The sequence below is a fragment of the Actinomycetota bacterium genome (assembly GCA_035765775.1).
Classification (GTDB): Bacteria; Actinomycetota; CADDZG01; order JAHWKV01; family JAOPZY01; genus DASTWV01.
The window spans coordinates 15,627-42,623 of record DASTWV010000050.1; the positions used below are offsets into that span (position 1 = coordinate 15,627).

Consider the following 26,997-nt stretch of genomic DNA (forward strand, 5'->3'; position numbering starts at 1 on the left):
CGTCGAGGTAGTGCCCGTGCGAGAACCGGTCGTCCAGCAGCCGCCCCCGCCGTGGATGCAGCCCCCACCGGGCGCCGGGAAACGCAGGGGGTTCCCGGGCCTGAAGACCGCCGTTGTGGTGGGTGCCCTGGCGATCATCGTCGGAGCGGTCATGGCGGTGCACCTCAACTACGACGTCTTCGTGCCCGGCGAGGCGCCCAGCGCCGAGGCCCGCATCAGCATCAACGCCCCGCAGGCCGGCTCGGCGCAGTGCACGGGCACGATCTGCGTCCACAAGCGCGCCGGGTCGATCCACCTGACGACGGTGGGCGTGTACTACGGCGTCCGCCTACCGCAGCTGATCGCCGCCAAGCTCAACCACCGGGATGCGGTCTACCCGGAGTCGGCCTACCCCAACGACGCCGCCGCCCAGGTGACCGAGATGGACGAGAGCCAGCACGATGGGATCGTGGCGGGACTGGGCGAGGCGCTCGGCTACACCAACCTGAAGCTGGACGGCCTCCTGGTGGTGGGCCTGGTCACCAACACCCCGGCGAACAAGATCCTGCAACTGGGCGACATCATCACCTCGGCGGACGGCCAGGATCTGACCGCCTCCAGCGGCACCAACCAGTTGGGCACCATCGTCTCCAACCATGCGGTGGGGGAGAGCGTGCACCTGAGCGTGCTGCGGGGCGGCAAGCCGATGTCGCTGACCGTCGGCGTGGTGAAGAACCCGTCGCCCACGTCGGGCTCGAACCCGGGCCCCGCCCGGGTGATCGGGGTCGAGATCGAGCCGGACTACATCCCACCCGTGCCCATCAAGATCAACGCCGGGGAGATCGGCGGCCCGTCGGCAGGGCTGTCCTGGGCGATGTCGATCGTGAACCTCATCGGCCCGAACGACCTCACCCGGGGGCGGATCATCGCCGACACCGGGACGATCGACTACGCCGGCACCGTGGGCGACATCGGGGGCATCCAGCAGAAGGTGTACGGGGCCGAGGCCGAGCACGCCACGATCTTCATCTGCCCCAAGGACCAGGCCAAGGACGCCCAGGCGACGGTCAACCAGTCGCACGTCAAGATGCGGGTGATCGGCGTCTCGACGCTGCACGAGGCCATCCAGGCCCTCACCGCCTCCTGACCGCCCCGCCGGGGGCCGGGATCCGGGCCTCGGCTACAGGCCGGACGTACGGTCTCGGGAACAGGCCATGAACACGCTGTCGGTTCCCTTCCACTTCACGACCACGTTCGTGGTCGCCGTCGGGGCCTTCGCCGGCCTCTGGCTGGCGATCTCCCGGCCCCGCTTCGCCCCCAAGGGCTGGGCCCGGGCTCTGTTCGGCCTGGGGTGGGGGATCCTGGCGGTCGCCGAGACCTTCGACGGGGCCCAGATCATCACCTCGGCCACCGACGGGCGGCTGCTCATCGTGCGCTCGGCGGCCTACCTTGCCCTGCTGATCTCGCTGGTGCCGTCCGCGCTCGCCGAGAACAAGCTGGACCCGTGGCGGCCCGGGGAGGCGGGCCAGGGGGCCTGGGCAGTGTCGGCCGGCGCCGTGGTGCGGGGCGCGGGCCCGGCGGTCATCGTCCTGTGGACGGCCCTGGTGGCCTTGCGCAGCCGGCTGGAGGGCGCCCGCCGCCTGGGGGTGGCGTTCGGGTTCCTGGGGCTCTCTGAGATCATGCTGGCCCAGCCGGGCGGCGGGAACAACCCCTCCAGCGTGCCCTGGCTGGTGGGCCACACGCTCATCCTCCTGGCGGGGATGGCGCTCGGGTGGTGGCTGTGGCAGGCGTTCCGGGTGTCGGTGCAGGCCCGCTTCGTGGCCGCCTTGGTGCTGCTGCTGATCATGGTGGTGGCAGTGATCTCGTCGACGGTCACCTCGGTGTTCGCCAACAGCTCGCGCTCGAACGCCTTCAAGGCCGAATCGGCGGCGGCGTCGTTCGAGACCACCGCGCTGGGAAGCCTCACGAACCTCTATCTCACCGCCGCCACCCAGAGCGCGAGCACGCAGGGGGTGGGGGACCTCATCCAGTCGAACAGCGCCGCCACTCTGGCGATCTACGCCGGATTCGTCCGTGGGAAGTCCGATTTCTTCGTGTTCTGCTCCCCGGCGCCCAACCTCTACTGCCTGCCCCTGGGGGTTGCCGCCGATAAGGCGGCGGTGACGGACACGGACACACCCCAGATCTACGGGAGCCCCGTTGCCCGGAGCGCCCTGACCGGCACCGCCGCCGGGGCGGTCGTCAACATCGGCCTGGGGAGGCCCAAGCTCGCCGTCATCGGGGGGGCACCGGTGTTCGTCTCCGCCACCCCCGGGGGACCGGCCCACCTCGTGGGCGCGGTGCTGGTGGGCAAGGTCGTGACCGACGCAGTGGTCGGCAGCCTGTCGTTGCCGGGCAACCCGGGCGTGACGGTGGTCGGCCCCGACGGCCGCATCGTTGCCCAGTCGCACGTGCACCGGGGGCTCGGCGCCACCCTCAGCCGGATCGGCCGGAGTGTTGTCGTTGGCGGGCATACGCAATCGAGCTCGGTGTCGGTTGATGCGGGGTCCTACAACATCGTTGCCGCCCCCCTGGTCGGTTCCGGCAACGCCGTGGTCGGAGCCCTGCTCGTGTCCGAGCCCGAGAGCCAGGCCGCCCCGCCCCGCTCGGAGAGCATCGCCCTGTTCTTCGGGGCGCTGGCCGCCACCTTGTTCGCCGTCGGGGCGTCGATGGTCTCCGGGGCCCGCATCGCCCGGCCGATCCGGGAGCTGACCGCCGCCGCGGTGCGGGTGCGCACGGGCGACCTCACCGCCCGGGTGCCGGTGGACGAGGCCGACGAGATCGGGGCCCTCGGCGAGGCCTTCAACCAGATGACGGCGTCGCTCACCAGCCTGACCGGAGAGCTGCGGGAGGCGGCCGTGCAGGAGTCCCAGGTCCGCGACGAGCTGGAGACCGTCCTGCAGTCGATGAGCGACGGCCTGATCGCCCTCGACCTCTCGGCGCGCATCGTCACGATCAACCGGGAGGCGCAACGGCTGGTGGGGATGTCGGCGGACCGGGCCCGGGGGCGTCAGATCGAGACCGTGCTGGGGCTGGTGGACGCCGGCGGGGCGCCCATCGACCTGCCCGTCTACCGCCTCGAGGCCGGCTCCGCCGTCGGCTTCGTGCCCTCCCCCGACCGCAGCGACCCGGACACCAAGGTGTCGCTCACCTCGGCGCCCATCTCGGACGACGAGGGGACGGTGCGGGGTGCGGTGGTCGTGTTGCGCGACCTCACCTCGGAGCACCTCATCGACAAGATGAAGGTGGAGTTCCTCTCCAACGTGTCCCATGAGCTGCGCACCCCGCTGACGCCCATCAAGGGCTACGCCGATCTCATGCGGCGCAAGACCCTCCCGCCCGAGAAGGTGCAGACCTTCCTGAACGTCATCGTGGCCTCGACGGAGCGGATGGAGCGCATCGTCAACATGCTGGTCGACTTCTCGGCCATGCAGGCGGGCAACATCACGATCCGGCGGGTCAATGTCAGCCTCGACGCCGTCACCGACGAGCTCGTCACCAAGTGGCGCCCGGCGGCGCCCAAGCACACCTTCCTCCGGGAGGGCTTCGAGTCCCTGCCGCCGGTACCGGTGGACAAGCGGCTGTTCCCCCTGGCCGTCGACGAGTTGATCGACAACGCGGTCAAGTTCAGCCCCGACGGCGGCAAGGTCTGGGTGCGCGGCCTGATGGACCCCCGGCGGCCGGACCGGGTACTGGTGTCGGTGACCGACCAGGGCATCGGGATCGCCGAGGCGGAGATCGAGCGGATCTTCCAGGACTTCGTGCAGGTGGACGCCTCGGAGACGCGAGAATTCGGGGGCCTGGGACTGGGCCTGGCCTACGTCCGGCGCATCATTGAGGCGCATGGGGGGGAACTGCGGGTGGAGAGCACGCCGGGGGAGGGGTCGACCTTCACGCTGGTGATCCCGATCTTCAACGTGCCCGAGAACGATGGGGGCGAGGCGCCCGAGGGCACCAGCGCCGAGGCCCGGCCGGGCCCGCAGCGTCCCCGCCCCACACCCACCTTCCGCCGGGTCCATTCCGCACGCCGACCGCCACCGGAGTCACCCGAGGACCGGGACAAGTGACCGGTCGGGGGGGCCGGGTCCGGGCGGGTCGCCCGGCGGGCGGGGCGCTGGTGGTCGCCCTCGGGATGGCGGTGGGGTTCCTCCTCGTCGCGTGCTCGACGTCGCACCCGAAGGGCTCGGCGGGCCCGGCGATGAGCCTGTCGGTGTCTACCGGGAAGGTAACCGTCAACGGCGGGGGCAGGTCGACCACCGTGACCACCCGGGCGGGCGTCGCCGTGGGCTACCGCATCCAGGTGGCAGCCGGGGGGCTCGCCACGCTGAACCTCAGCCCGGGCCGGGTCTTCCAGATCCAGTCCGGGGAGGCCGACATCACCGCCCCGGGGACCGTCGAGCTGGTGTCGGGCAGTGCCCTCGGGCAGTTCACCGCCCCGGGCGAGATCGACGCCCAGGGGGTGGCGACCACCGCCAGCAACGCCACGTTCCGGGTGGACAGCGGGGCCACGACCACGGTCGCCAGCTACGCCGGGACCGTCACCGTGACCATCCCGGGCTCCTCCATGCCGGTGCCTGCCTACGACCGGGTGCAGGTGGTGGGCGGGGTGCTCCCGGCCAACCCGGTGCCGCTGCAGTACACCAATGCGGGCGACGTGTGGGACCACGACTTCGTGCAACCGGCCCTCGACCTGGACGGCCGCCTCGCCAGCTTCCGCAACGGGCTGGACGCCCAGCTGGGCAACGCCTCGGGGGCGGCCTTCTTCCGGCTGGCGGTGCCCGACCCGGTGGCCCTGGCCGCCATCGCTCCGTTCTACGGCGACCCCCGCTCCGACGTGCTGATCGGTTGGGTGATCGCCAAACACGCCCCCGTGCCCGCCGACAAGGTGGCGCCGACGTTTGCCGTGGTGATGACCCTGTGGAGCCAGGGCCAGCCGTGGGGACTGATCGCCATGGAGTTCCAGGTCCCCGCCGACACGGTGTTTGCCGGGCTGGAGGACGCCATCCACCAGGTGGGCATCTCGGTGTCGAACCCGATCCCGAAGCTGACCGCCCCGCCGATCACCATCCCGACGGGCCGCCCGACGCCGTCGCCGACCACGCCGGCGGTGTCGCCCACCCCGCCGGTCGTGGCTCCGACCCCGACCCAGACCCCGGGTGGGCTCGGCACCCTGTTGAACCCTGTGGTGGATACGGTCAACACCCTGCTGAACAACCTGCTGCACCTGCTGCTGCCCGGGCCGAGCCCGTCGCCGTAGAGCTGCGGCTGGGGGGCTACGCCGGCACCGTCGGGCGCTCGGCGCACGCGGTGAGGATGCGCGTGCGGGATTCCGCCGGCGACAGGTCATCCGCCTGCTCCACGGCGGCCACCTCGTCCGCCAGCTCCCGTCCTTGATCGAGGCCCGGATCCAGCGCGAGTAGTCGCCCCGGCGCAGGTGGTAGGCCCAGGTCCCGTCGCCCACCCCCCGGGCGATCTCGCCGAACAGGGTGAGGTTGGGCGCCCGCAGGTGGAGCCTGGCCTCGGGGCCCCGGAACCAGAAGCTCTCCTCGCCCAGTTCACCCTTGGCGTGCGTGCGCCGGTGGCGCCGGCGCTGGGTCCGGGGGCTCGGCACCACCGCGCGGAATACCGTGCCCGCACGGGCATCCCACACCACCACCCCACCCTCTTCGTCCGCCGGGCCGGCGGCGTCGGGCCCCTCTGGCGGCTCCCGCCCGGTCGCCATGGCGAAGCCCCCGAGGGTTTTCTCCGGTTCCGCCCCGACCGCCATCACGAGGCCGAACTGCTGGAGCGCCTCGGGGGCAACGTCGCGCACCTCTTGGGGGGGGTATCGCTCGCCGTCACCCAGGCTCAGGTGGGTGCTCTGCGGCTCGAGGCGTCGTAGTCGCCATCCGGGTCCAGGATGCAGGCTTGGTAGCCGGCATCGACGACCTGCTCGATCAGCGCGGTGGCGGTGGATGACTTGCCGCGGCCCGACGGCCCGGCGGCGAGGAGGTGGGTGCCCTAGGGGCTGAGCGGGTGCACGGTGCCGGCGACCGCCCAGCCGCACTCGCTCAGATCGAGGAGGGCGTGGTCGTTCTCCCCGTCGCCCATCGCCACGGTGTTGTGGCGGGTGAGCTTCAGCTCGGCGAGCGCGGCCTCGAGGCCCGACGCCTTGTTGACCCCCGAGGGCAGGATCATCAGGGCGCCCTTGTTGGAGACCAGGTGGTTCTCGAGGCCGAGGTCGGCAATGGCTGCCAGCACGGTGTGGCGGTGCTCCTCCAGCGTGGCGAGGATGCTCGCCCCGATAGACAGCGCGGCCACGCCCCCGGTCTCAATCTCCCGCACCAGGTTCTCGGAGGGCGCATCCCCGAGCCGGCGGTCGCGCTGGGTTTCCGGCCCGTAGAGGAGGGCGCCGTTCTCGGCCGGGATCCGCTCGAAGAGGTCCAGGCGGGGGAGCACAGTCCGGAGGTCGTCCAGTTCGCGCCCGGTCACGATCACCAACCGGCGCCCGGAGTCCCGCAGGGCCTGGAGGGCGGCCACGGTGGCGTCGGCCACGCCCCCTCCTGGGCGAGGGTGCCGTCAAAGTCGACGGTGAAGACAACGAACCGCGGGCTGCTCTCCTTTGGTTCTCAGACGCAGCGCCCGCCGGGCCGCCGGCGGTCCCTCGTGGGCCGCACCGGGCCGGGAAACACGGGGCCGCCGCGGCGGTGTCGAGTACGCTTCGCCCATGAGGCCTGACGACGCTGCGCCGGAGCCGGCCGGGGGCGGCCTGCCCGCCGATCCCGCCGCCTATTTCCGCCAGCTGGGCGAGCAGACCTCGCAGGTGCTGGCCGCCGCCGAGCAGGCCGCCCAGGGGATCCGGGACCAGGCCCGCAAGGATGCCGCCGGGATCATTGCCGAGGCCCGCATGCAGGCCGAGGAGGTCGGCCGGGCGGCCGCCGGGCAGCGCCGGGCCGCCGAGGAGGAGCTGCGCCGATTCCGGGCCGCCCGCACCATCCTCGCCAACCAGATCGAAGACGTGCACCGGCGCCTCGAGGAGGTCATCCTCCGGCTGAAGACGCCGGTCGAGGCGCCGGATACGGCACGCCCGGGGGCCGGGTCGGCAGCCGCCGAGGCGCCCGGCCGGGGCCGGGGCCCGTTGCCGGCCCCCGGTGGGCCGGTGATGGAAGAACCCGTTGCTGCCGAACCCTCGCGCCCGCCGTCGCCGGAAGTCCCGCCGTCGCCGTCGTCCTCGCCGTCGTCCTCGCCGTCGTCCTCGCCGGAGTCCGAGGCTCAGCCCGGGTCCGAGACCGAGACCGATGCCGAGGTCGCCCCGGTGGTGGTGCCCGAGCCGGTGGCCGCCGAGCCGGAAGCGGCGAAGGCAGCGGGGGTTCTGGAGCCTGCCGGCACCGCTGCGCCCCCGGAGGAGCCCGGCACCTCAGCCCCGCCCGATCTGCCCGAACTCGAGGTCGAGGCCAACGGGCAGGCCCAGTTGGAAGAGGTCGCCGTGGCTGTGGTCATCGAAGAGGTGGTGGAGTCGGCCGAAGCGGCCCTCGAGCGGGCCTCCCCGCCCCAGCCGGCGGCTGCCGCCGAGCCCGTCGCCGCTGAGCGCACGCCGATCCTCACGGCGTCACCCGAGCCCGAGCCGGACCCCGCCGAAGCCGCCGAACGGGAGGGCTTCGCCAGCCGGCGGGAGGCGCTGGGCGACGCCCCGCTGCTGGCCGCCCGCAGCCTGAAACGGTTGTTGCAGGAGGACCAGAACGACCTGCTGGACCGCATCCGCCGCCACCGGGGGCGGGGGACCTTCGAGGCCGACATCCTGCCCGCGCCGGTGCAGGTCGAGCGCTTCGTCGCCGGGCTGCGGGGCGTGCTGGAGCCCGCCTTCCGGGCCGGCCGCCGCCTGGGCGGGGCGCCGACGCTCGGGGACCCGGCGGACTCGGTCGCCGGGCTGGTCGCCAAGCAGGTGGTCGCCCCGCTGCGGCGGGATCTTGCCCGTATGATCGAGCCCCGGCTGGCCGCGGGGGACACCGCGACCACGGTGTCCGAGCGGGCCGGAGACGTCTACCGGGTGTGGAAGGGCGTGCGGACCGAGCTCCTCGGAGAGGGCCTGGCCTACGCCGCCTTCCACCACGGGCTGCTCGACGCCTGGCGGGAGGCCAACGGGCCCGCCAAGCGGTGGGTCTTCTCTCCCGACGAGGCCGACTGCCCGCGGGATGTGTGCCGCACCAACGCCGCTGCCGGGGCCGTGGCCGTCGATGCCTCGTTCCCCAGCGGCCATCTCGCCCCGCCCGCCCACGGAGCCTGTACCTGTACCGTCATCGCGGCACGCGTGTAGGCTGAGCCGGCATGGTCCAGCGCTTGCCGACGGGGCGGCGTACCCGTCAGGTCATCCTCGCCCTCGCGGTTGTGGTGGTGCTGTTCCTCATCAGCCTTTCGACGCTGGTGAAGGCCTACACCGACGAGTTGTGGTTCCGGGAGGTCCACTTCACGACGGTGTTCTGGACCGTGTTGCGCTCCGAGTTCGTGCTCGGTGTGGGCATGGGATTCCTGTTCTTCGTCTTCTGCCTGGGCAACCTGCTCATCGTCGCCCGCCTCACGCCGGTCTACCACCTGGCGGTCGAGCCCAATGACCCGCTCAACCGCTACCGCACCGCGGCGCTGCCCTACGTCTCGTGGATCGCAGCGGGCGGGAGCGCCTTCCTCGCTCTGCTCTTCGGGCTCAGCGCCGCCCCGCTGTGGAGCAAGCTGGTGCTGGCGCTGCACAGCGTCCCGTTCCACCAGGCCGACCCGATCTTCAAGCGGGACATCAGCTTCTACGTCTTCCGGCTGCCCTTCTACCAGGTGCTCTACAACTGGGCGTTCGCCGCCCTGATCGTCGTCACCCTGGTGGTGGCGGTCGCCCACTACGCCACCGGTGGCATCCGCCCGCAGTCGGCCGCCGAACGGGTGACACCTCAGGTGAAGGCGCACCTGTCCGTGCTCATCGGCCTCATCGCCGTGCTCAAGGCCTGGGGCTACCGGCTGGGCGAGTACAACCTGCTGTACTCCACCCGGGGCAAGGTCACCGGGGCGTCGTACACCGACATCCACGCCGAGCTGCCGGCACTCCGCCTGCTGGTGGTCATCTCGGTGATCGGGGCGGTGCTCTTCCTCATCAACATCCGGTTCAAGGGCTGGGCGCTGCCCATCGTGGGCGCCGGCCTGTGGCTGCTGACGTCGGTGCTGGCGGCGGGCGTGTTCCCGTTTGTCATGCAACGTTTCATCGTCGTCCCCTCCCAGCTGCAGAAGGAGACGAAGTACATCAACTACAACATCGCCGCCACCCGCAAGGCGTACGGGATCAACATCCCCCCGCAGCCCTACACCGATACCGGGGACATCACCTCGGAGGTGGTGAACAACAACGCGGCGGTCTTGAATGCTATCCGTCTGTGGGACCCAGATACGCTGGAAGGCGCATTCCAGACTCTCCAAGAAATCAGACCATACTATTCTTTCGTCGACGTCAATCCGGACCGGTACATGATCAACGGGGCGCTGCAGCAGGTGATGGTGTCGGCCCGGGAGTTGAATACGTCGAACCTGCCCGGCCGGAACTGGCAGAACCAGCACCTGATCTACACGCACGGCTACAGCCTGGACGTGTCGCCGGCCAACACCAAGACGCCCGAGGGCCAGCCCGACTTCCTGGTCCAGGACATCCCGCCGACGTCCACCGCCGACACCCTCAAGATCACGCAACCGGAGGTGTACTTCGGCGAGAACGTGCAGCAGGGCAGCTACATCCTGGTGAACTCCAAGCAGCAGGAGCTGGACTACTCGACCCCGAACGGGGACGTGTACTCCAACTACCAGGGCAGCGGCGGCGTGCCGATCTCGAGCTTCTTCCGCCGCATGCTGTTCGCCTGGCGCTACAAGGACATCAACATCCTGATCTCCGGGCTGGTCACCTCCAAGACCCGCATCGTCTACTACAGCCAGGTCCAGGAGCGGCTGCAAAAGGCGGCGCCGTTCATCAACTGGGACACCGACCCGTATCCGGTGGTGGTCAACGGCCGCATCGAGTGGGTGGCCGACGGCTACACGGTCACCGACATGTACCCGTACTCCGAGCAGGTCGACTTCACCGACCGCACGACCCGGGACAACAGTCTGGGCCAGACGACCAGCATCGGCAGCCAGGAGAACTACATCCGCAACTCGGTGAAGGCCACCGTGGATGCCTACAACGGTTCCATCCACTTCTACATCTGGGACCCGAGCGATCCGCTGATCCAATCCTGGTCCAAGTCGTTCCCCGGGATGTTCCGGCCGGGTTCGGCGATGCCCCCCGGTGTCGCGGCGCACCTGCGCTATCCCGAGGACATGTTCAGCGTGCAGACCTTCCTCTACCAGACCTACCACGTGACCAACCCCCGCACGTTCTTCTCCCAGGGCGACATGTGGCAGATCCCGGCGAACCCCAACGGCGCCGGCGGGGTGCCCAACGGGCACCTGTCCGAGATCCAGCCCTACTACGTTCTCGAGACCCTGCCCGGGCAGACGACGCCCACCTACCAGCTCATCCTGCCGATGAACGCCTCGGGCAAACAGAACATGACCGCCCTCATTGCGGCGCAGTCGTCTTCGTCGGTCGGGGGCCAGGGCTTAATCGACCTGTCGTTCCCGCCCGGGGCGCTGGAGGACGGCGTGGGCCAGGTCCACGCCCGGATCAACGCCAACAGCGCCGTGTCCCAGGCCCGGACCTTGCTGGGCCAGCAGGGCTCCCAGGTGACCTTCGGCAACCTGCTGGTGATCCCGCTGGCGAACTCGCTGCTCTACGCCGAGCCGATGTTCGTGGGCGCCCAGGCCAACACGGTGCCGCTGCTGGAGGACGTGATCATCGCCACGGCGAACCAGGTGGCGTTCAGCCCGGACCTGGAGACCTCCCTGCAGCAGATCGTCACCGGGACCACGCCGCCCCAGGGGCCGCCCACCACCGGGGGCGGGGGCGGGCCGACGCCGACACCATCACCGGGCGCCTCGCCCTCAGCGGGGGCCTCGCCTCCGCCGGCGGGGGGCGGGACCGTCGCCCAGCAGGAGCTATCGCTGCTGCAGCAGTACGAGGCCGCCCAGGGCCGGGGGGACTTCGCGGCGGCCGGGCAGGCCCTGACCCAGCTGGCGCAGCTGCTGCAGTCGGCGGCTACCGGGCCGGGCTCGGGCGGGGCGGGGGCGAGCGGGACGGCGACGCCTTCCGTGGCTCCGTCGGGGTCCGCTTCGCCGAGGGCGTCGCCGACGCCGACGAAGTGAGGGCCGTGGTAGGCTAGCGGGGCGAGGTGGAGCAGTCTGGTAGCTCGTCGGGCTCATAACCCGAAGGTCGCAGGTTCAAATCCTGCCCTCGCAACGAGCATCGGCCCTGGCCAGACGTACTTTGGCCGGGGCTTTCTGTTTGTCCGGGGCGACAGCGAGCCGCCGTCCCTCGATCCCTCCCGATGCCCGGCCAGTTGACCCGCTCCGTCGTACCGCGATATCACTTCCCCGGCGGTGGGCGCCGGGTCCAGAGGAAACTGCCCCATGGCTGACCAGGCTTCACCGGCGCTCGTCGTCGAGCACCTCACCAAGGCCTTCGGCGAGCGGGTCGCCTTCAGCGACGTCTCCTTCGAGGTGGCCCACGGGGAGGTGTTCGGCTTCCTCGGCCCCAACGGAGCAGGCAAGACCACCACCGTCCGCACGCTGGGCACGCTGCTCACGCCCACCTCGGGGAAGGCGGTGGTCGCCGGGATCCCGCTCAGCGCCCAGGCCGGGCCGCAGATCCGCCAGAAGATCTCGATCATGCCCGAGGCGCCGGGCCTCTACCAGCGCCTGACCGTCGCCGAGAACCTCGAATGTTTCGCCGGGCTGTTCGGGCTGAGCGACCCCAAGGCGCGCATCGAACAGGCCCTGAAGGCGGTCAACCTCAGCGCCCGGGCGGACGACCCGTGCGGGTCGCTCTCCAAGGGCCTGCGCCAGCGGGTCGGCCTGGCCCGGGCGCTGCTGAACGACCCGGTGGTGCTCTTCCTCGACGAGCCGACCTCGGGGCTCGACCCGGTGGCTGCCCGGGAGGTGCACGAGCTCGTTGCCTCGCTCCGGGAGCGGGGTGTGACCATCTTTCTCACCACCCACCGCCTGGGCGAGGCCGAGCGGCTGTGCGACCGGGTGGCGATCCTGAACACCACGCTGCGCATGATCGGCCGCCCGGACGAGCTGCGGGAGCAGCTCTTCCAGCGCACGCTCGAGGTCCGTGTCCACGGGCGCATGGGCGACCCCGGCGCACTCTTCTCCGGCCTGAACGGGGTCGAAGGCTGGTCGGAGCGAGATCCGGGCACGTACGTCCTCACGGTGGCCGACCCGGAGGCCGCTGCCCCCGGGGTGGCCCGGGCGCTGGTCGGGGCCGGGGTTGACATCGTGGCGATCGGTGAGTCCCGCCACTCACTGGAGGACGTCTACCTCGAGCTGGTCGATGAGGACGTCGAGGCGGTCCGGCGATGAGCTTCTCGTGGGGGCGCGTCGGCGCCATCGTCCGCAAGGAGCTGCGCGACTACCGGCGCAATCGCTTCGTCCTCGTCTTCACGATGGCGGTGCTCCCGCTGCTCTTCATCATCTTGCCGATGGTCCAGCTCTTCACCATCCCGGAGGTGGCCGCCACCACCGTGCTCGACCGGCGCATCGGCCTGTCGCTGCTCTACCTGCTCCTGATCCCGGCGATCGTGCCCTCCGCCCTGGCGGCCTACACGGTGGTGGGGGAGCGGGAGCAGGGGACCTTGGAGCCGATCCTCACCACGCCGCTGCGGAGCGAGGAGTTCCTGGTGGGCAAGGCGCTGGCGGCCCTTATCCCCACGCTGATCATCGCCTATGCGATGCTGGCCATCTTCTACATCGGCGCCGCCATCGTCGCCCACCCGGCCGTGTCGTCGGCGGTGTTCCAGCGCTCCCACGTCCTGGTGCAGCTGGTGTTCACCCCGCTGCTGGCGGCCTGGTCGATCTGGGTGGGTATCGCCATCTCCACCCGGATGAGCGACGTCCGGGCAGCCCAGCAGCTCGGAGTCTTCGCCAGCCTCCCGCCGCTCGCCATCGTGGCGCTCATGGGGCTGAACGTGATCACGCCGAGCCCGGCCCTCGCCCTGGGGCTGGCGGCGGCCCTGCTGGCGGTCGACGTGCTGGGCTGGCGGGCGGTGGCGGGGATGTTCAACCGGGAGCGCCTGATCGCCGGCCGGCGTTGATCCCAGCAGCGTAGGAAAGTACAGGGCAACGCCCGTCGGCAGGAGTGCTGGTTGCTGTCGCTTCAGGCGAGCCGGCGGGCGATCTCGGCGGGGTACTCGGGGAAGTAGCGGGTGATGTCGCTGAGCGAGAAACGGGTGAGGATCGAGGAGGCTCGCTCCCGCTCGAGCAGGAAGCGGAACGATTCGCCCACGATGCGCTCCAGGTCGTCGGCCCCGAGGTCGGGGCCGTTGGGTAGACGCTCCGGCACCGTCACCTGGTGCTGGGTCTCCGTGCCGCCCTGGCGCACCCGAACCTCGAACAGGCGGCCCCCCAGTGGCGCAATGGCGATCTCAGCCACGGCTCTCCATTCGACGTCCCCCAGCAGATCTCCCTCACCTTAGGCGACGCAATGGCAACCCGCCGGGCGTCCCGTCGCCACCGGTTGGCCCGAGCCTCGAGGTGCCCCGGGACATAGTTGGTGGAGTGGTACATCCCACAGCTGTTCCACTCCACCAACTAGGAAGCGGCCGCCCCAACAAGGAGACGGCCGCCCCCACGCTGTCGCCCCGCTGGGGCCCGGCCGATGATTACTACCCCACGCGGGTACCATGTCGGGGTCTCCCGCAGCCGCCGAAGCCCGCCAGAGCCCAGCCAGCAGCCAGTAAGAGGACTCCCGTGGTCACCTCCCAGTCGTCCACCCAGCCCGCCGTGCACCGCTTCGAGGACGAGGCCCTCGCCTTCGCCGACGCCCTCTACGGCACCGCGCTGCGGATGACCCGCAACGCCGCCGACGCCGAGGACCTGGTCCAGGAGACCTTCCTCCGGGCGTTCCGGGCCTGGGACCGCTTCGAGCCCGGGACCAACCTCAAGGCGTGGCTGTTCAAGATCATGACCAACCTGTTCATCTCGAGCTACCGGGCCCGCCGGCGGGAGCCGGTCACCATCTCCACCGACGACACCGAGGAGTTCGACCTCTACCGCAACCTGGTGGACGCCGACGGGCAGGTCGGGCGCTCGGCCGAGTCGATCGTCATCGACCGCCTGGTGGACGACGACGTCAAGGGCGCCCTCTCCAACCTGTCCGAGAACTTCCGGATCCCCGTCCTGCTGGCCGACGTCGAGGGCTTCTCCTACCGCGAGATCGCCGACATGATGGGCGTGCCGATCGGCACGGTCATGTCCCGGCTCCACCGGGGAAGGAAAGCGCTGCAAAAAGCGTTGTGGGACAAGGCGGTGGAGACGGGCCTTGTCGATGCAGGAGGATCAGCGAAGCGATGAGCATGGACTGCGGCGAGGTACTGGAGCGCATCTCCCTCATCCTCGATGGTGAGTTGTCCCCCGAAATATGTGCCGAGCTGCAGATGCATCTTGAGCGCTGCGCGGTGTGCTACGGCCGCCACGAGACCGAACGCCTCTTCAAGCACCTCATCCGGGAGCGCTGTGGCTGCGAACCGGCTCCGCCGGGTCTCGTCGCCCGCATCAGAACGGTGATCTACGAGGAAGCCACCGTCATCTATCCGGAGTAGTGGTCTGACCGAAGACTCCGGCTCCGCCGGACGTCGTAGCCCCTCCCGCAGTACCTAGTCATTTTTGACTATCTGTTTTGACCCCGTTTGTCCATTCTCCTCAGGGCTGGAGTGGCCGACGTATTGAGGCGAACGGGTCTCGGTGCTCCACGCCGGGACGCCGTGCCCCACACAACGGTCGCCCTAGAAAGGAGCCGGACGATGGAACAGGTGAAGGTATCTCGGAACGGGGAGTACCTCCGCACGGCGGATGTGGCCCGGGCGCTGCACGTGTCCACCAAGACGGTGTCGCGCTGGGCGAACGACCACAAGCTTCCCTACATGCGGACCCTCGGCGGCCACCGGCGCTACCCGGCGCAGGCGATCCGGGACCTGGCGCAGGGCCTCGTGGGCCACGACTAGACCCGGCGAAGCCGCAACCAGGCACTTCCCTCAGCGACTCCCCGACGGCGGATCCAGGGCTTCGCCCGAGGGGGCCGCATGCGCCGCGTGCTCGACCCCATGGCGCCCCGGAGGGGGATTCCCCGACAGGCGCCTGGGCTGGTAGCCCACCAGCCGCTGCACCAGCAGGAAGACTCCGGTCCCGAGGGTGACGTCGCCCACGCTCACGATCCCTAGGTAGGGGATCGGGATGATGTCGCCCAGGAAGCTGAGCCGGGTGGAGCGGGTCATGGCGTGATGCTTCACGCCGGTCTGGAGGCCGGGGAGCGCCTTCAGGCCGAGGTGGTGCACGGCGGCCAATGAGACCGGCATCGCCCCGTTGGCCAGAATGACCACGATGTTGAGCGCCAGGCCGGCACCGATGAACGCGGTGCCCGGGTAGCGCAGGTTCGCCACCACGAAGGCGATGATCAACCCGTAGGACACCATGAGCACGGCCGTGCCCGCCCACCCCCGGTAGAGCGCGGGGACCGACGAGGCGAGGGCCTGGGCGCCGATCTGCAGCCCGAGGCCGGCGAAGACCAGCCCCGGCAGGCGGAACTGGGCCGCGGAGACGTTCTCGAGGTGCCCTCCCCGGGCCAGCCCCGCGAGGATGCCGAGCACGAGCAGGGCGAGGGCCAGCAGCACGGCGGGCAGGATACCGTTGGGTATCCTCCGGGTGCGGAGCCGGCACCCCGGAACCGCCGGAACGACCTACAGCGGCTGCCGGCCGGCGAAGCCCGAGCCCGGGTCGTGCCAGAAGTCGACCGCCGCCTCGCCCTGGCGCCAGCACAGGTAGATCTCCCGCCCGTCACGCTGGCCGGGGAAGTCGAGCAGGCCCTGGGCGATGTCCCGCAGCACGATCCCCGCCTCGCCGAACCAGGTCAGCTCCTCGGCAGCGATCTTCGAGGCGGCCAGCCAGTCCCTCGCCCCCGCCCCGCCGCCGTTGCGCCCCGAGGCGGCCACCGTGGTGATGCGGTGCCCGGCGATGGTGGCCGACGCCCCTTGGAGGCGGTGCAGGCGGACCTTGACCTCGGGCAGGAGGTCGTTGGCGCTCTGCCGGGTGTAGACCGGCGCCCCGTCGTCCACCCGCCTATCACATCATTTTCTCGGGGCGCCGGGCTCCGCTCGGCCGCCGAGGAGCCACATAGGATGGCCGCCATGACCACGCCGGCCGACCGCGCCTGGGACCAGGGCGACCTCACCCCGCCCGAGGTCGCCCACCTCCACCGTTTCCTGGGGGCCTGGCAGCTCATCGCCGACCTCTCCTTTGCCGACCTGCTGCTGTGGTGCCGCATGGAGGCGGCCCCCGGCTTCGTATGCGTCGGCCAGATCCGGCCGGTGACCGCCCAGACCCTGCACCCGGAGGACGCCATCGCCCGCACGATCCGCCCCGAGGAGCTGCCGATCATCGACCGGGCCTTCGCCGAGGGGCGCAGCTGGCGCCGGGACGAGCCCGTCCTCCTCGACGGCCTGCAGGTGCGCATGGAGGCAGTCCCGGTGCCCTTCGACGGGCGGATCGTGGCGGTGATGTCGATGGAGGGCATCCCGCTCGGCCACCGGCGCCCGGGCCAGCTCGAGCAGACCTACCTGTCGTGCGCCCTGGCCCTCACCCGCATGGTGCAGGAGGGCAACTTCCCCTTCGAGGGCGAGACCCTCGACCCCGAGCTCGCCCCCCGGGTGGGCGACGGATTCCTGCGCCTGGACTCCGAGGGCCGGGTGCTCTACGCCAGCCCGAACGCGATCTCGGCCTACCGCCGCCTGGGCGTGGTGTCCAACGTGGTGGGGGAGCGGCTGGCGGACATCGGCGTCGAGCCGTCGCTGGCCTGGGCGGCGCTGCACATGGGCACTCCGCTGGACGCCGAGGTCGAGGTCGGGGCGACGGTGGTGCTGCAGCGGGCGGTGCCCTTCCTCCGGGGGCCGATGCGGGCGGTGGTGGGCGGCATGCTCCTGGTGCGCGACGTCACCGAGCTCCGCCACCGGGAGCGCATGCTCGCCCGCCAGGAGGCGGTGATCCAGGAGATCCACCACCGGGTGAAGAACAACCTGCAGACCATCGCCAGCCTCCTGCGCCTGCAGGCCCGCCGGCTGGGCTCGCCCGAGGCCCGCAGCGCCCTTGAGGAGGCGGTGCGCCGGATCGCCTCCATCGCCCTGGTGCACGAGACCCTCTCCCGGGACCCCCGGGAGGCTGTGGAGTTCGGCGAGGTGGGCCGGGCGATCATCCGCATGGTCAACGACGGCCTCACGATCCCCGACCGCCGGGTCCACCTCCAGTTCGAGGGCGACCCCGGCGAGCTGCCCGCCGAGGTGGCCACCCCGCTGGCGGTGGTGCTGGTGGAGCTGCTGCAGAACGCCGTCGAGCACGCCTTCGGCCCGTGGGGCGGCAGCGTGGTAGCCCGCATGAGCCGGGAGGAGGACGGCACGGTGCGCCTGGCGGTGGAGGACGACGGTCAGGGGCTGCCCGAGGGCTTCAACCTCATGGGGCCGGGGCTGGGCCTGCAGATCGTGCGGGCGCTCATCGAGAGCGAGCTGCACGGGACGATCGGCATCCAGTCGGGGGGCGCGAACGGGGGGGTGTCGGTGGTGGTGGAGGTGCCGGCGACGGCGGTGAACCGGGTGGGGCGGGAAGCCTGACGCTCAGGCGAACTGCGGGTGGCGCCGGGACTGCTGGATCTCGCGGCGTTCGTCCTCGGAGAGGCCGCCCCAGACACCGATGTCCTGGCCTGTGGCGAGCGCCCACTCGAGGCACTTGGACCGTACGCAGCAGTTCTGGCAGATGCGTTTGGCGGCGTCGATCTGTTCGAGGGCTGGTCCGGTGGTGCCGATCGGGAAAAAGATATCTGGATCGTCAATCTCGCGGCAGGCGGCGTCATGGCGCCAGTCGCACGCCGCGGAGGCGGCGGGGTCCAGGTAGAACGTCACTTCCTTCATTGCGCAGTCCCTTGAAGCTATCGCCGACCCTTGCTGCTCGACAGGAGCGTGAGGATACGGGACATGTCTCGCCAAAAACAAGCCCTAATTTTGTTTTTGTGCGAAGATTTTGATTCTCTAAGGACGTATCTCGCCCTAACGGGGCCCGGGCACCGGTACAGGTACGTTACCCGGTGGCTTGGGCCGCCTCGGGCTGAGCGTCCTTCTTGGCCTTGGTGGCCTCTACGCTGGCTCGGAGGGCCTCCATGAGGTCCAGGATCTGCGTCGGCTCTGAGGCAGTCGGGGCAACTGCCACTTCCTGGCCGGCAATCTTCGCCTCGGCGGCCTCCTCGAGGCGCTGCCGGTAGCTGTCGACGAACTGGCCGGGGTCGAAGTGGTCGGTGAGGTTGTCGATGAGGGTCTTGGCCATCGCCAGCTCCTGCGGGCGGATGTCCACCTGCTTGGAGAGCTGGTCGAAATCGGCGTCCCGGATCTCGTCGGGCCAGTACATGGTCTCCATCACGAACACCCCGTCCCGCAGGCGCAGGGTGGCCAGGTGCTCCTTCTCCCGCAGGGTGATCTTGGCGATCCCCACCCGCCCCGAATCGGTCAGAGCCTGGGCGAGCAGCCGGTAGGCCTTGATGCCCGTGGGCTCGGGGGCCAGGTAGTAAGAGCGCTGGAAGTAGATCGGATCGATCTCTTCCAGGGGCACGAACGCCACGACATCGACCGCCCGGACGCTGTCGCTCGGCAGCCGCTCCAGCTCCTCCTCGGTGAAGATGACGTAGCGGTCCTTCTCGTACTCGTAGCCCTTGACGATCTCGTCGAAGGGAACTTCCTCGTCGTCGATCGAGCACACCCGCTTGTAGCGGATCCGGCCGGAATCGGAGGCGTGGAGCTGGTGGAACTTGAGGCTCCTCTCCTCGACCGCGGTGAAGAGGCGCACAGGGATGCTGATGAGGCCGAAGGTGATGGCCCCGTTCCAAATGGACCGCATGGCTGGCATGGCTGGCTCCCATGATAGACAGCGCCGGCGGCGGAGCGCCCACCGACCCCGGGCGGAGTTCGCACAAGAAAATTTCCCGAGCTTCGATTGTTTGCCGCTGGATTGTCATACCCCCTCAGTAGCATCGCGGCCATGGTTGGTTCACGGGTGGAACGGATGTGGGTCGAGGCGTGGAGCCCGGAGTACGGCACCTCCTACGGGCTGCGGGACGACGACGGGGCGTCGGGGGCCGAGGAGCCCCAGGGCGAGGCACTGGGCGAGGTGCCCTGGGAGCCGGTCGACCCGGCGCCGGTCCCCTGCCCCGCGGTGGCCTTCCTCGACGGGGTGAGCCGGGTGGATGCCCGGGTGTTCCTGGACACCGGCGGGGATCCCGCCGTCGGCCTGTGCGGCTCGGTGGGCGTCGGGGCGATGCTTACCGACGGCACCGCCCACTTCGCCCCGCCCCGCATCCAGCGGGCCCGAGTCTTCGGCCCCGGGGTGGAGCCCTCGGTGCCGCTGGCCATCGGGAGGCTGGACTACGTCGACCGCCCCGCCCGGAGCGCCACGCCCGAGGGGATCCGGATGGCGCTCGAGCGCCTGCGGGAGGAGACCGAGGTGGCCATGGCCGCCAGCCTGGCCCACGACGGCTGGGTGGTGATCGCCGACGGCCGGCTGCGCCGGGTGGAGCCCGAGAACATCGTCGGCTACATCAAGAGCCAGGACGGCCGGTACCTGGGGCCGGACCTGGCGCCGCTCGTCGGGCGCCTCGGGGCGGGCCAGCGCACGCCGCTGTTCGGGCTGCGCAGGTCGCACCACTTCTCGTGGTACCTGCGGCTGGCCTCCAGCCCGGGCGGGCACCCATGGGCGGGCATCGTGCGCTGCGAAGTGAGTGCCTCGCTGCCCCTGTCGAGGGTGGTGGCGCTGGCCGACCTGACCGCCGCCCACCTGCCCCGCTTCGCCTCGCCCGGCTACTGGGACAGCCGGTCGCCGCAGAACCTGGTGCCTATCGCCACGCTGGAGCGCCGGCTGTGGCACCTGCTGGGCGACCGGGAGATCGTGCTGCGCCGGATCCGGGCGGCCGCCGCCGGGGGTGGGTCGTGAGCGACCTGGTGGCCCCGCCGCTGGGCGACCAGCAGCCCGAGCGGGTGGGCTACGTCCTCGGCCTGGAACCGGCCACCACCACCGAGTTCCGGGTGCTCATCGACGACGACAACTACCTGCAGCTCGACGACCTCGTCGTGGTCTCGACGCCGGTGCCCAAGGTGGGCGAGGTGCGCACCTACGGGGTGGTCACCGAGGTCGCCGCCCGCTATGAAGGCGGCCGGTTCGAGTCCGACACCCTGCGCATCGCCGAGGAGGGCACGATGGACGCCGACCGGACCCGCTCGGCCACCGTGCAGACCATCCGGGTGGTGCCCGAGGTTTGGGTGGCGCCCAACCCGGGCCAGCCGGCGGGTCGGGTGGCAGGGCCGTCCCGGGACGAGGCGCTCTACGCCGACGAGATGGGACGCCGCCTGCCGGTGGGCTTCGCCAAGGACGGCCTGCCCCTGTGGGTCGACGTCGACTTCTTCGATGGCACCAAGGGCGCCCACGTGTCGATCTCCGGGGTGTCGGGCGTGGCCACCAAGACCTCGTTCGCGCTGGCCTTCCTCCGCCTGCTCACCGCCCACCCCGCCGTGATGGGACCGGCTGCCGCCAACCTGCGGGCGCTGGTGTTCAACGTCAAGGGCGAGGACCTGCTGTGGCTGGACCGGGCCAACCAGCGGCTCCGGCCCGAGGCGGCGGAGCAGTGGGCGGCGCTGGGTGTCCCTGCCGAGCCGTTCCCGTCGGTGTCGCTGTGGGCGCCGGTGCGCAGCGGGCCGGAGCTGATCCCGGACACCGAGTCCCGCATCGACGGCGTCCGGGCCTTCTCGTGGACGCCCTACGAATTCGTCCAGCGGGGCCTCCTGCGCTTCCTCTTCGCCGAGACCGGCGACTTCCGGGCGCAGCTCACCTACGTCGAGGAACGGGTCCGCTCGCAGCTGATCCGCCACGCCGAGCCCGACCCCCGCCACCCGGGCGTCGTGGTGATCGAGGGCCGGGCGGTGGCGTCGATGCACGACCTGGTCGAGGTGATCGAGGACCACCTGGAGCCGCCCGACGGCACCGAGCCCGAGATCGCCTGGACCGGGCGGGTGGCGGGCGGCACGGCGTCGGCGTTCATGCGCCGCCTGCGGGCGGCCGAAGCCCGCCTCGGGCGCCTGATCCGCCCCGGCGGCCAGCGGGTGGACCGCCTGGCGGAGGCGGTGTGCGTCGTCGACCTCCACAAGCTGCACGAGTTCGCCCAACGCTTCGTCGTCGGCGCCATCCTGGACGAGGTCTTCGCCGACAAGGAGGCCACCGGCCAGCGCGAGCCGCTGCAGGTCATCGTGCTCGACGAGCTGAACAAGTATGCCCCCCGGGATGGGCAGTCGCCCATCAAGGACACCCTGGTGGACATCGCCCAGCGGGGCCGGTCGCTGGGGATCATCCTGGTGGGGGCGCAGCAGACCGCCTCCCGGGTGGCGCCCGAGGTGGTGGAGAACGCCTCGATCCGGGTCGCCGGGCGCCTGGACGCCGCCGAGGCGGAGCGCAGCGAGTACGGCTGGATGCTGCCCTCCACCAAGGCCCGGGCCCGCCTGTTCAAGCCCGGGACAATGGTGCTCTTCCAGCCCGGGATCCCGGCTCCCCTGGTGTTCACCTTCCCCTTCCCGCCGTGGGCTACCCGCAAGGAGGAGGCCGCCCCGGCGGTTGGGCAGGAAGACCCGTTCCGGGGCTTGCGATGAGGGGCATTCGGGCCCCGTTCCACAGTTGGGGGCGCAGGGCCACGGGCAAGGAGTTCTGGGGTCATTTTTCCGCCAAAAAGACGGCAAAAAGTCCCCAGAACTTGTGCCGAAACGGACTCATCCCCGGTCTGGCCACCGTCGACGACCCCCCCGTCCATCGGGGCCTGGCTTCACTGCCGGGTGGTGTCCGATGAGGATCCTGCACACCGCCGACTGGCACGCCGGCAAGCGGCTGGGGCGCATCGACCGCAGCGCCGAGTTCGCCGCCGCCTTCGACGAGGTGGTGGCAGTGGCCAAGGACCAGAAGGTGGACCTGGTGATCGTCGCCGGGGACCTGCTGGACCGGGCCCTCGCCACCTTCGATGCCATCGCCCTGGTGCTCGACACGCTGCGCCGCCTGGCCGACAGCGCCGGCCACGTCGTGGCCATCACTGGCAATCACGACTCCCCCGCCCTCTTCGAGCTCCTCGCCCCGCTGCTGGCCTCGATGGGGGTGCACCTGGTGCCCCGCATCCGCCCGCCGGGTGCCGGGGGGGTGGTGACCGTGCCCTCCCGGGACGGGCGGGAGACCGCGGCGGTGGCCGCCCTCCCGTTCCTGCACGAGGCCGAGGTGGTCGACTTCCTCGCCCAGTCCGAGGAATGGTTCAAGGGCTACGACGCCCGGATCCAGGCGCTGTGCGGGGCGCTGTGCGCCGCCCTGCCGGCGGACGCCGTGCGCATCCTGACCGGCCACTTCTTCGTCGCCGGCGCCGAGCTGGGCGGCGGCGAGCGCAAGATCCAGGTCGGCCCGCAGTACGCCGCCACCCAGCAGGCGATCCCGGCGACCATCCAGTACGCCGCCCTCGGCCACATCCATAAGCCGCAGGAGATCAACGGGGCGGCGGTGCGGGCCCGGTACTCGGGCAGCGTCCTGCAGCTCGATTTCTCCGAGCGCACCCACCAGAAACAGGTGGTGGTGGTCGAGGCCGCCCCCGGGCGCCCGGCCAAGGTGGAGTGCATCCAGTTGGTGGCCGGGCGCCGCCTGCTCCGGGTCGAGGGCACGATGGAGGAGTTGCGCGCCCGGGTGGACGAACTCGCCGGTGCCTACCTCGACGTGCGGGTGCAGACCGCCGGCCCGGTGTTCGGCCTGGCCGAGGAGGTCCGCCGGTTCCTCCCCGATGCGGTGCAGGTGTCGGGGCACTGGGAGCGCCAGGAGCCCGGGGCGGGCGATGGCACGGCTCTCCAGGACCGCTCCCTCGCCTCGGCCTACGCCGAGTTCCACGCCCTGGACAAGCCCCGGGGCTACGGGGTGCCGGCGCCGCCCGCCCTGCTGGCCGCGGTCCGGGAGCTGGAGGAGGAGGTGCTGCGTGCGACCTCTTGAGCTCACCCTGGACGGCTTCCGCTCGTACCGGTCCGAGGCCAGCTTCGACTTCGAGGGCCGGGGCCTGTTCGGCATCGTCGGCCCCACCGGGGCGGGCAAGTCCTCGATCCTGGACGCCCTCATCTATGCCCTGTACGGGCGCACCCCCCGGATCGGGCGGGAGACCAAGCAGCTCATCCATTCGGGCGCCGACCTGGCCCGGGTACGGCTGCGCTTCGAGGTGGACGGGGTCGGTTGGGACGTCCTGCGGGTGCTGCGCCGGGCGGGTTCGTCGCAGGTGACTTTGCGCCGGATGGACGACGGGTCGCTGGAGCGGGAGAAGGAGCGGGATGTCAACGACCGCATCGTCGAGATCGTGGGCTTGGACTACGAAGCCTTCTGCTCGTCGGTCACCCTGCCCCAGGGCAAGTTCGACAAGTTCCTGACCGCCACCCCGGCGGAGCGCTCCCGGATCCTGAAGGGCATCTTCCGCTACGAGCGCGTCGATGCCATGCGGGAGGCGGCGAAGGCCCGGATCGGCGACATCGCGGTCGACCTGAAGGCGGCCCAGTCGGAGCTGGACGGGCTGGCGCCCGACCTGGAGGGCTCCATCGCCACGTTGGCGGCGCAGCGGGAGGCGGTCGATGCCCGCTGCACCGCGCTCTCAGCCGCCGCCGACGAGTTCGCCGCCGCCGAGGCCCTGGCCGCCGGTGTGGCGAGGCAGCTGCAGGAAGTCGCCGCCGAGGTATGGCGCATCGAGCAGGCCTTGGCGAGTGTCCCGGCCGACGGTGCCCTGGAGGCCCTGGCCGAGGAGGAAGAGCGGGGCGCGGCCCGGGTCACCGCCGCCGCCGACTGGGAAGAGCATGCCCAGGCCGAGACCGCCCGGCTCACCTCCGAACTGGTCGGCCTGGAGGCTGAGCTCGCCGGCCCCGGGCTGCAACAGGCTAGGAACCGCTGGGCACGCCACCAGCAGCTCCGTTCCGGCGACGCCGCCCGGCGGGCGGCCGTCGCCCAGCGCGCCGCTGCCGCCGAGGCGGCCCAGCGGGAGCTGGCGTCCCGGGTGGCTGCCCGTGCGGCGGCCGAGCAGGCGGCGGCCCAGGCGTCGGCCGCGGTCCGGGCGGCCCACCAGGCCCACGCGGCCCATGTGCTGCGGGAGGGCCTGCACCCGGGAGACCCGTGCCCGGTATGCGCCCAGGCGGTGGGCACCCTGCCCGCCGTCGCGGCCCCGCCCACCCTGGCCGCTGCCGAGAGCGCCGACCGCAAGGCGGCGGCCGCCCTGCGAGGGGCCGCCGAGGCCGCCAGCGATGCCCAGTCGGGGGCCGGGGTCGCCGAGGAACGCCGGGCCGCCGCCGAGGCAGAGCTGGCCGCCGCCGAGCGGGAGGTGGCGGGGCTGGTGGCCGACCTTGCTGCTTTCCTGGGCGGCGGGATCGACCCGGGCGCCGAGATCGCCCGGCGGGAGCAGGTGGTGGCGGCCGCCCGGGAGGCCGCGTCCGCTGCCTTCCAGGCCGCCGACCGGGCCCGGCGCGAAGCGGACAGCGCCCGCCGAGCCCTGGATGGCGTCCTGCTCCGGCGCCGCTCGGCCGCCGCATCGTTGATCGGGGTCGCTGCCCGGCTCGGGCTGGAGCCACCGAGCCCGGAGGACGAGGCATCGGTGCTGCTGGGCGTCGCCAAGCGGGCCCGGGACGCCGGCGCCGAAGCCCTGGGTGCGCAAAGCACGCGCCGGACCGACGTGGTGCGGGAAGAGGAGGCCAGCCGGGCGGCACTCGCCGGTCTCCGTACCCGGCTCGGGCTGGCCCCCGGGCAGCGCCTGGACGAGGCCCTGCAGGAGGCAGCCCGCCAGCAGGGCGCCCTGGCCCACCGGATCGACTCGCTGCGGGCTGACATCGAGAAGCGGGACATGCTGCAGGCGAAAGTGGCGGCCGCCCAGGAGCGCCGGGCGATCTACCAGCAGCTGTGGTCCGACCTGAGCGACACCAAGTTCATCGCCTACCTGCTGGACACGCACCGCCAGGCCCTGGCCCGGGTGGGCTCCGAGAAGCTCTTCCAGCTCACCAACCGCTACCGCTTCGACGACGAGGGCCAGTTCCAGCTGCTGGACAGTGCCCAGAACGACGAGCCCCGCACGGCCGACACCCTGTCGGGCGGGGAGACCTTCCTGGCGTCGCTGGCCCTGGCCCTCGCCCTGGCCGACGCCGTGTCGCAGGGGGGCAGCCGCCTGGAGTGCTTCTTCCTCGACGAGGGCTTCGGATCGCTGGACATCGCCAGCTTGGACCTGGCCCTGGACGGGATCGAGAGCCTGGCCGAGCCGGGCCGCCTGGTGGGGGTGATCTCCCATGTGGGCGGCGTGCAGGCCCGCCTCGACGACCTCATCGTGCTGGACAAGGCGGAGGACGGGTCGACGGTCGTGGTGCAGTCCGAGGGCCCGATCGCGTACCACGCAGCGACGATCTGACGGCCCGGCCGGCGGAGGCCGCCTGCGCATGACCTTCCCTCTTTAGAAACGTCGCCGGTGGGGCGGTTCGGCAGCGGGCCGGGTTCTGGGCAACAAAAGCCGTGGAATCCGTGGAATCCGTGGAATCCAGGGGTTTTGTCGCCCGGTTCGCTGACTATTGCTGCGGCGGCGGCCCTCCCGGCCCGCCCACCGGGGCCGCCACCCGCGCCGGGTGCGCCGGCCGGCGCTGGCCGGGCGGCCGCCTCGCCGTCCCCGGCACCCAAGCCTCCTGGGCGCGCAGGAGCGTGCCGGCGAAGCGCACCAGGCCCGGGGCGTCCCGGAGCCGGCTCAGATGTCCTCCTGCGGGGGTCACGTGGTTGAAGGCCCCCACCAGGGTGAGGCGCGCCCGGCCCCGCCGCCGGATGGCCCGCACCAATTCGACCGACTCGATCGCCGGGGCCGCCGGGTCGAGCCGGCTGTGCAGGGCGAAGACCGGCACCCGGACGCCGTCGATGTGGGCGGCGGGGGAGAGACGCTCCAGGGTGCCGCGGATCGGCTCGGGCAGGTCGGCCACCAGGCCCACCACCCGCCGCGGGTTGCGGTTGGTGATCACGTGGTACACGGCTGCCGCCCCGGCACTCAGGCCCGCAGGATCGTCGGTTGCCAATGCCTTCTGGATGGCGCTGGCTTCCTCCCCGCCCAGGAAGCCCGCCAGCAGCGGGGTGACCTGGCCGAGTGCCGAGGCGGGTGGCGCCCACGGGTGCAGCACCCCGTCCACCACCACCGACCCCGTGGTCACCCCCTCGATCACGTGGACCAGGTCGAAATAGGTCCCGATGGTGGCCAAGGCCCGGACCCGGCCCTGGATCGACGGGCGCTCGGCCAGCGCACAGAGCGCCAGGGCGCTCCCGTAGCTGAAAGTCACCACCACCACCGGGCCGGTCTGGTCGGCCAGGGCGTCGATGGCGTCCCGGATGCGGGCGAGGTCGGCCATGTCGAGGCGCCGCTCGGCCAGGACGAGCGCCGGGGCCATGACCGTGCGCCCCACCCGGCAGAAGGCTCCGGCCAGGCCAGCGATCCGGGGGTCGGTGATGCCCCCGACGTTGGCCCCGTGGACCACCACGACGCCCGGGGCGCCGGGCCGGCCCTCGTACAGGTCGGCCTCGCCGTGGGGGAGCGAGATGCGGGTGACCCGGGGGGCGGGCGAGACCGCCGACAGGGGATGCACGGGGGACGGGAGGATCTCGCACAGCACGAGCGCACCTTTGGCGGTTCCGCGCCCGGCGGGCGTCGCGGCCAGGGCGGCCAGGGATCCGGCGAGGAACAGGGATGCGGTTCTACCCACCGGACCAGCATACGGGCGGGCGGAAACCGGCCCTCAGCCCGTC

The 26,997-nt window shown here is 71.4% G+C and carries 23 protein-coding genes and 1 tRNA gene; 17 read left to right on the top strand and 7 right to left on the bottom strand.

Going from position 1 to position 26,997, the window contains the following annotated elements; all coding sequences use genetic code 11:
- Window positions 1–10 precede the first annotated feature (10 nt).
- The 4 genes from VFW71_11020 to VFW71_11035 all read left to right on the top strand — a co-directional run bounded on the left by VFW71_11020 (window position 11) and on the right by VFW71_11035 (window position 5,899).
- On the top strand, window positions 11–1,126 hold the full coding sequence (locus VFW71_11020; protein HEU5003293.1) for a S16 family serine protease: 1,116 nt from the start codon (window positions 11–13) through the stop codon (window positions 1,124–1,126).
- A 67-nt stretch (window positions 1,127–1,193) separates the two neighbouring features.
- Entirely contained in the window at window positions 1,194–4,085 is a 2,892-nt protein-coding gene (locus VFW71_11025) for an ATP-binding protein (protein ID HEU5003294.1), read from the top strand.
- Window positions 4,082–5,275 carry a hypothetical protein gene (locus VFW71_11030; protein HEU5003295.1) on the top strand — a complete coding sequence of 398 codons (1,194 nt, stop codon included), beginning with the start codon at window positions 4,082–4,084 and terminating at the stop codon, window positions 5,273–5,275. The genes VFW71_11025 and VFW71_11030 overlap by 4 nt, the downstream gene beginning before the upstream one ends.
- Before the next feature lie 249 nt (window positions 5,276–5,524).
- A complete protein-coding gene (locus tag VFW71_11035; protein ID HEU5003296.1) occupies window positions 5,525–5,899 on the top strand; it encodes a hypothetical protein in 375 nt (124 codons plus the stop codon).
- A gap of 119 nt (window positions 5,900–6,018) precedes the next feature.
- Here VFW71_11035 and VFW71_11040 read toward each other — a convergent pair whose 3' ends face one another.
- A complete protein-coding gene (locus VFW71_11040) occupies window positions 6,019–6,552 on the bottom strand; it encodes an HAD-IIB family hydrolase (GenBank protein ID HEU5003297.1) in 534 nt (177 codons plus the stop codon).
- 172 nt (window positions 6,553–6,724) lie between these two features.
- Between VFW71_11040 and VFW71_11045 the strand changes: the two genes are divergently transcribed.
- From VFW71_11045 to VFW71_11065, 5 genes are all read left to right on the top strand, one after another.
- Window positions 6,725–8,311, top strand: coding sequence for a hypothetical protein (locus VFW71_11045; GenBank protein ID HEU5003298.1), 1,587 nt, complete (start codon window positions 6,725–6,727; stop codon window positions 8,309–8,311).
- 11 nt (window positions 8,312–8,322) lie between these two features.
- Window positions 8,323–11,265, top strand: a complete 2,943-nt coding sequence (locus VFW71_11050; GenBank protein HEU5003299.1) for a UPF0182 family protein — start codon at window positions 8,323–8,325, stop codon at window positions 11,263–11,265.
- Window positions 11,266–11,285: 20 nt separating this feature from the next.
- Window positions 11,286–11,359 (top strand) — tRNA-Met (locus VFW71_11055).
- Window positions 11,360–11,529: 170 nt separating this feature from the next.
- Complete coding sequence (locus VFW71_11060; GenBank protein HEU5003300.1) at window positions 11,530–12,483, top strand: ABC transporter ATP-binding protein; 954 nt, start codon at window positions 11,530–11,532, stop codon at window positions 12,481–12,483.
- On the top strand, window positions 12,480–13,214 hold the full coding sequence (locus VFW71_11065) for an ABC transporter permease subunit (protein HEU5003301.1): 735 nt from the start codon (window positions 12,480–12,482) through the stop codon (window positions 13,212–13,214). The genes VFW71_11060 and VFW71_11065 overlap by 4 nt, the downstream gene beginning before the upstream one ends.
- A gap of 62 nt (window positions 13,215–13,276) precedes the next feature.
- On the opposite strand, the gene VFW71_11070 is transcribed toward VFW71_11065, so the two are convergent.
- Window positions 13,277–13,552 (bottom strand): hypothetical protein, encoded by a 276-nt coding sequence (locus VFW71_11070; GenBank protein ID HEU5003302.1) that lies wholly within the window; start codon window positions 13,550–13,552, stop codon window positions 13,277–13,279.
- A 317-nt stretch (window positions 13,553–13,869) separates the two neighbouring features.
- Here VFW71_11070 and VFW71_11075 point away from each other — a divergent pair, with 317 nt between their 5' ends.
- The 3 genes from VFW71_11075 (at window position 13,870) to VFW71_11085 (ending at window position 15,122) form a co-directional block, all read left to right on the top strand.
- Entirely contained in the window at window positions 13,870–14,472 is a 603-nt protein-coding gene (locus tag VFW71_11075) for a sigma-70 family RNA polymerase sigma factor (protein ID HEU5003303.1), read from the top strand.
- Window positions 14,469–14,720 (top strand): mycothiol system anti-sigma-R factor, encoded by a 252-nt coding sequence (gene rsrA / locus VFW71_11080; GenBank protein HEU5003304.1) that lies wholly within the window; start codon window positions 14,469–14,471, stop codon window positions 14,718–14,720. The genes VFW71_11075 and rsrA overlap by 4 nt, the downstream gene beginning before the upstream one ends.
- Before the next feature lie 210 nt (window positions 14,721–14,930).
- The gene (locus VFW71_11085) at window positions 14,931–15,122 is read left to right on the top strand and encodes a helix-turn-helix domain-containing protein (GenBank protein HEU5003305.1); all 192 of its coding nucleotides are present in this window, start codon (window positions 14,931–14,933) and stop codon (window positions 15,120–15,122) included.
- Between the two features lie 30 nt (window positions 15,123–15,152).
- Here the strand turns inward: VFW71_11085 and VFW71_11090 are convergent, their stop codons facing one another.
- Window positions 15,153–15,788 carry a DUF5317 domain-containing protein gene (locus VFW71_11090; protein ID HEU5003306.1) on the bottom strand — a complete coding sequence of 212 codons (636 nt, stop codon included), beginning with the start codon at window positions 15,786–15,788 and terminating at the stop codon, window positions 15,153–15,155.
- Window positions 15,789–15,854: 66 nt separating this feature from the next.
- On the bottom strand, window positions 15,855–16,229 hold the full coding sequence (locus VFW71_11095) for a DUF2203 domain-containing protein (GenBank protein ID HEU5003307.1): 375 nt from the start codon (window positions 16,227–16,229) through the stop codon (window positions 15,855–15,857).
- A gap of 72 nt (window positions 16,230–16,301) precedes the next feature.
- Here VFW71_11095 and VFW71_11100 point away from each other — a divergent pair, with 72 nt between their 5' ends.
- On the top strand, window positions 16,302–17,774 hold the full coding sequence (locus VFW71_11100; GenBank protein ID HEU5003308.1) for a sensor histidine kinase: 1,473 nt from the start codon (window positions 16,302–16,304) through the stop codon (window positions 17,772–17,774).
- A gap of 3 nt (window positions 17,775–17,777) precedes the next feature.
- Here VFW71_11100 and VFW71_11105 read toward each other — a convergent pair whose 3' ends face one another.
- Entirely contained in the window at window positions 17,778–18,071 is a 294-nt protein-coding gene (locus tag VFW71_11105) for a WhiB family transcriptional regulator (protein ID HEU5003309.1), read from the bottom strand.
- Between the two features lie 166 nt (window positions 18,072–18,237).
- The gene (locus VFW71_11110) at window positions 18,238–19,056 is read right to left on the bottom strand and encodes a Ku protein (GenBank protein ID HEU5003310.1); all 819 of its coding nucleotides are present in this window, start codon (window positions 19,054–19,056) and stop codon (window positions 18,238–18,240) included.
- Between the two features lie 132 nt (window positions 19,057–19,188).
- Here VFW71_11110 and VFW71_11115 point away from each other — a divergent pair, with 132 nt between their 5' ends.
- The 4 genes from VFW71_11115 to VFW71_11130 all read left to right on the top strand — a co-directional run bounded on the left by VFW71_11115 (window position 19,189) and on the right by VFW71_11130 (window position 25,630).
- Window positions 19,189–20,136 carry a hypothetical protein gene (locus VFW71_11115; protein HEU5003311.1) on the top strand — a complete coding sequence of 316 codons (948 nt, stop codon included), beginning with the start codon at window positions 19,189–19,191 and terminating at the stop codon, window positions 20,134–20,136.
- A complete protein-coding gene (locus VFW71_11120; GenBank protein HEU5003312.1) occupies window positions 20,133–21,839 on the top strand; it encodes an ATP-binding protein in 1,707 nt (568 codons plus the stop codon). The genes VFW71_11115 and VFW71_11120 overlap by 4 nt, the downstream gene beginning before the upstream one ends.
- Before the next feature lie 190 nt (window positions 21,840–22,029).
- On the top strand, window positions 22,030–23,199 hold the full coding sequence (locus tag VFW71_11125; GenBank protein HEU5003313.1) for an exonuclease SbcCD subunit D: 1,170 nt from the start codon (window positions 22,030–22,032) through the stop codon (window positions 23,197–23,199).
- Window positions 23,186–25,630 (top strand): SMC family ATPase, encoded by a 2,445-nt coding sequence (locus VFW71_11130; protein ID HEU5003314.1) that lies wholly within the window; start codon window positions 23,186–23,188, stop codon window positions 25,628–25,630. The genes VFW71_11125 and VFW71_11130 overlap by 14 nt, the downstream gene beginning before the upstream one ends.
- A gap of 154 nt (window positions 25,631–25,784) precedes the next feature.
- On the opposite strand, the gene VFW71_11135 is transcribed toward VFW71_11130, so the two are convergent.
- Window positions 25,785–26,954: an alpha/beta fold hydrolase gene (locus tag VFW71_11135; protein ID HEU5003315.1), complete on the bottom strand. Its 1,170-nt coding sequence runs from the start codon at window positions 26,952–26,954 to the stop codon at window positions 25,785–25,787.
- Window positions 26,955–26,997: the final 43 nt, after the last annotated feature.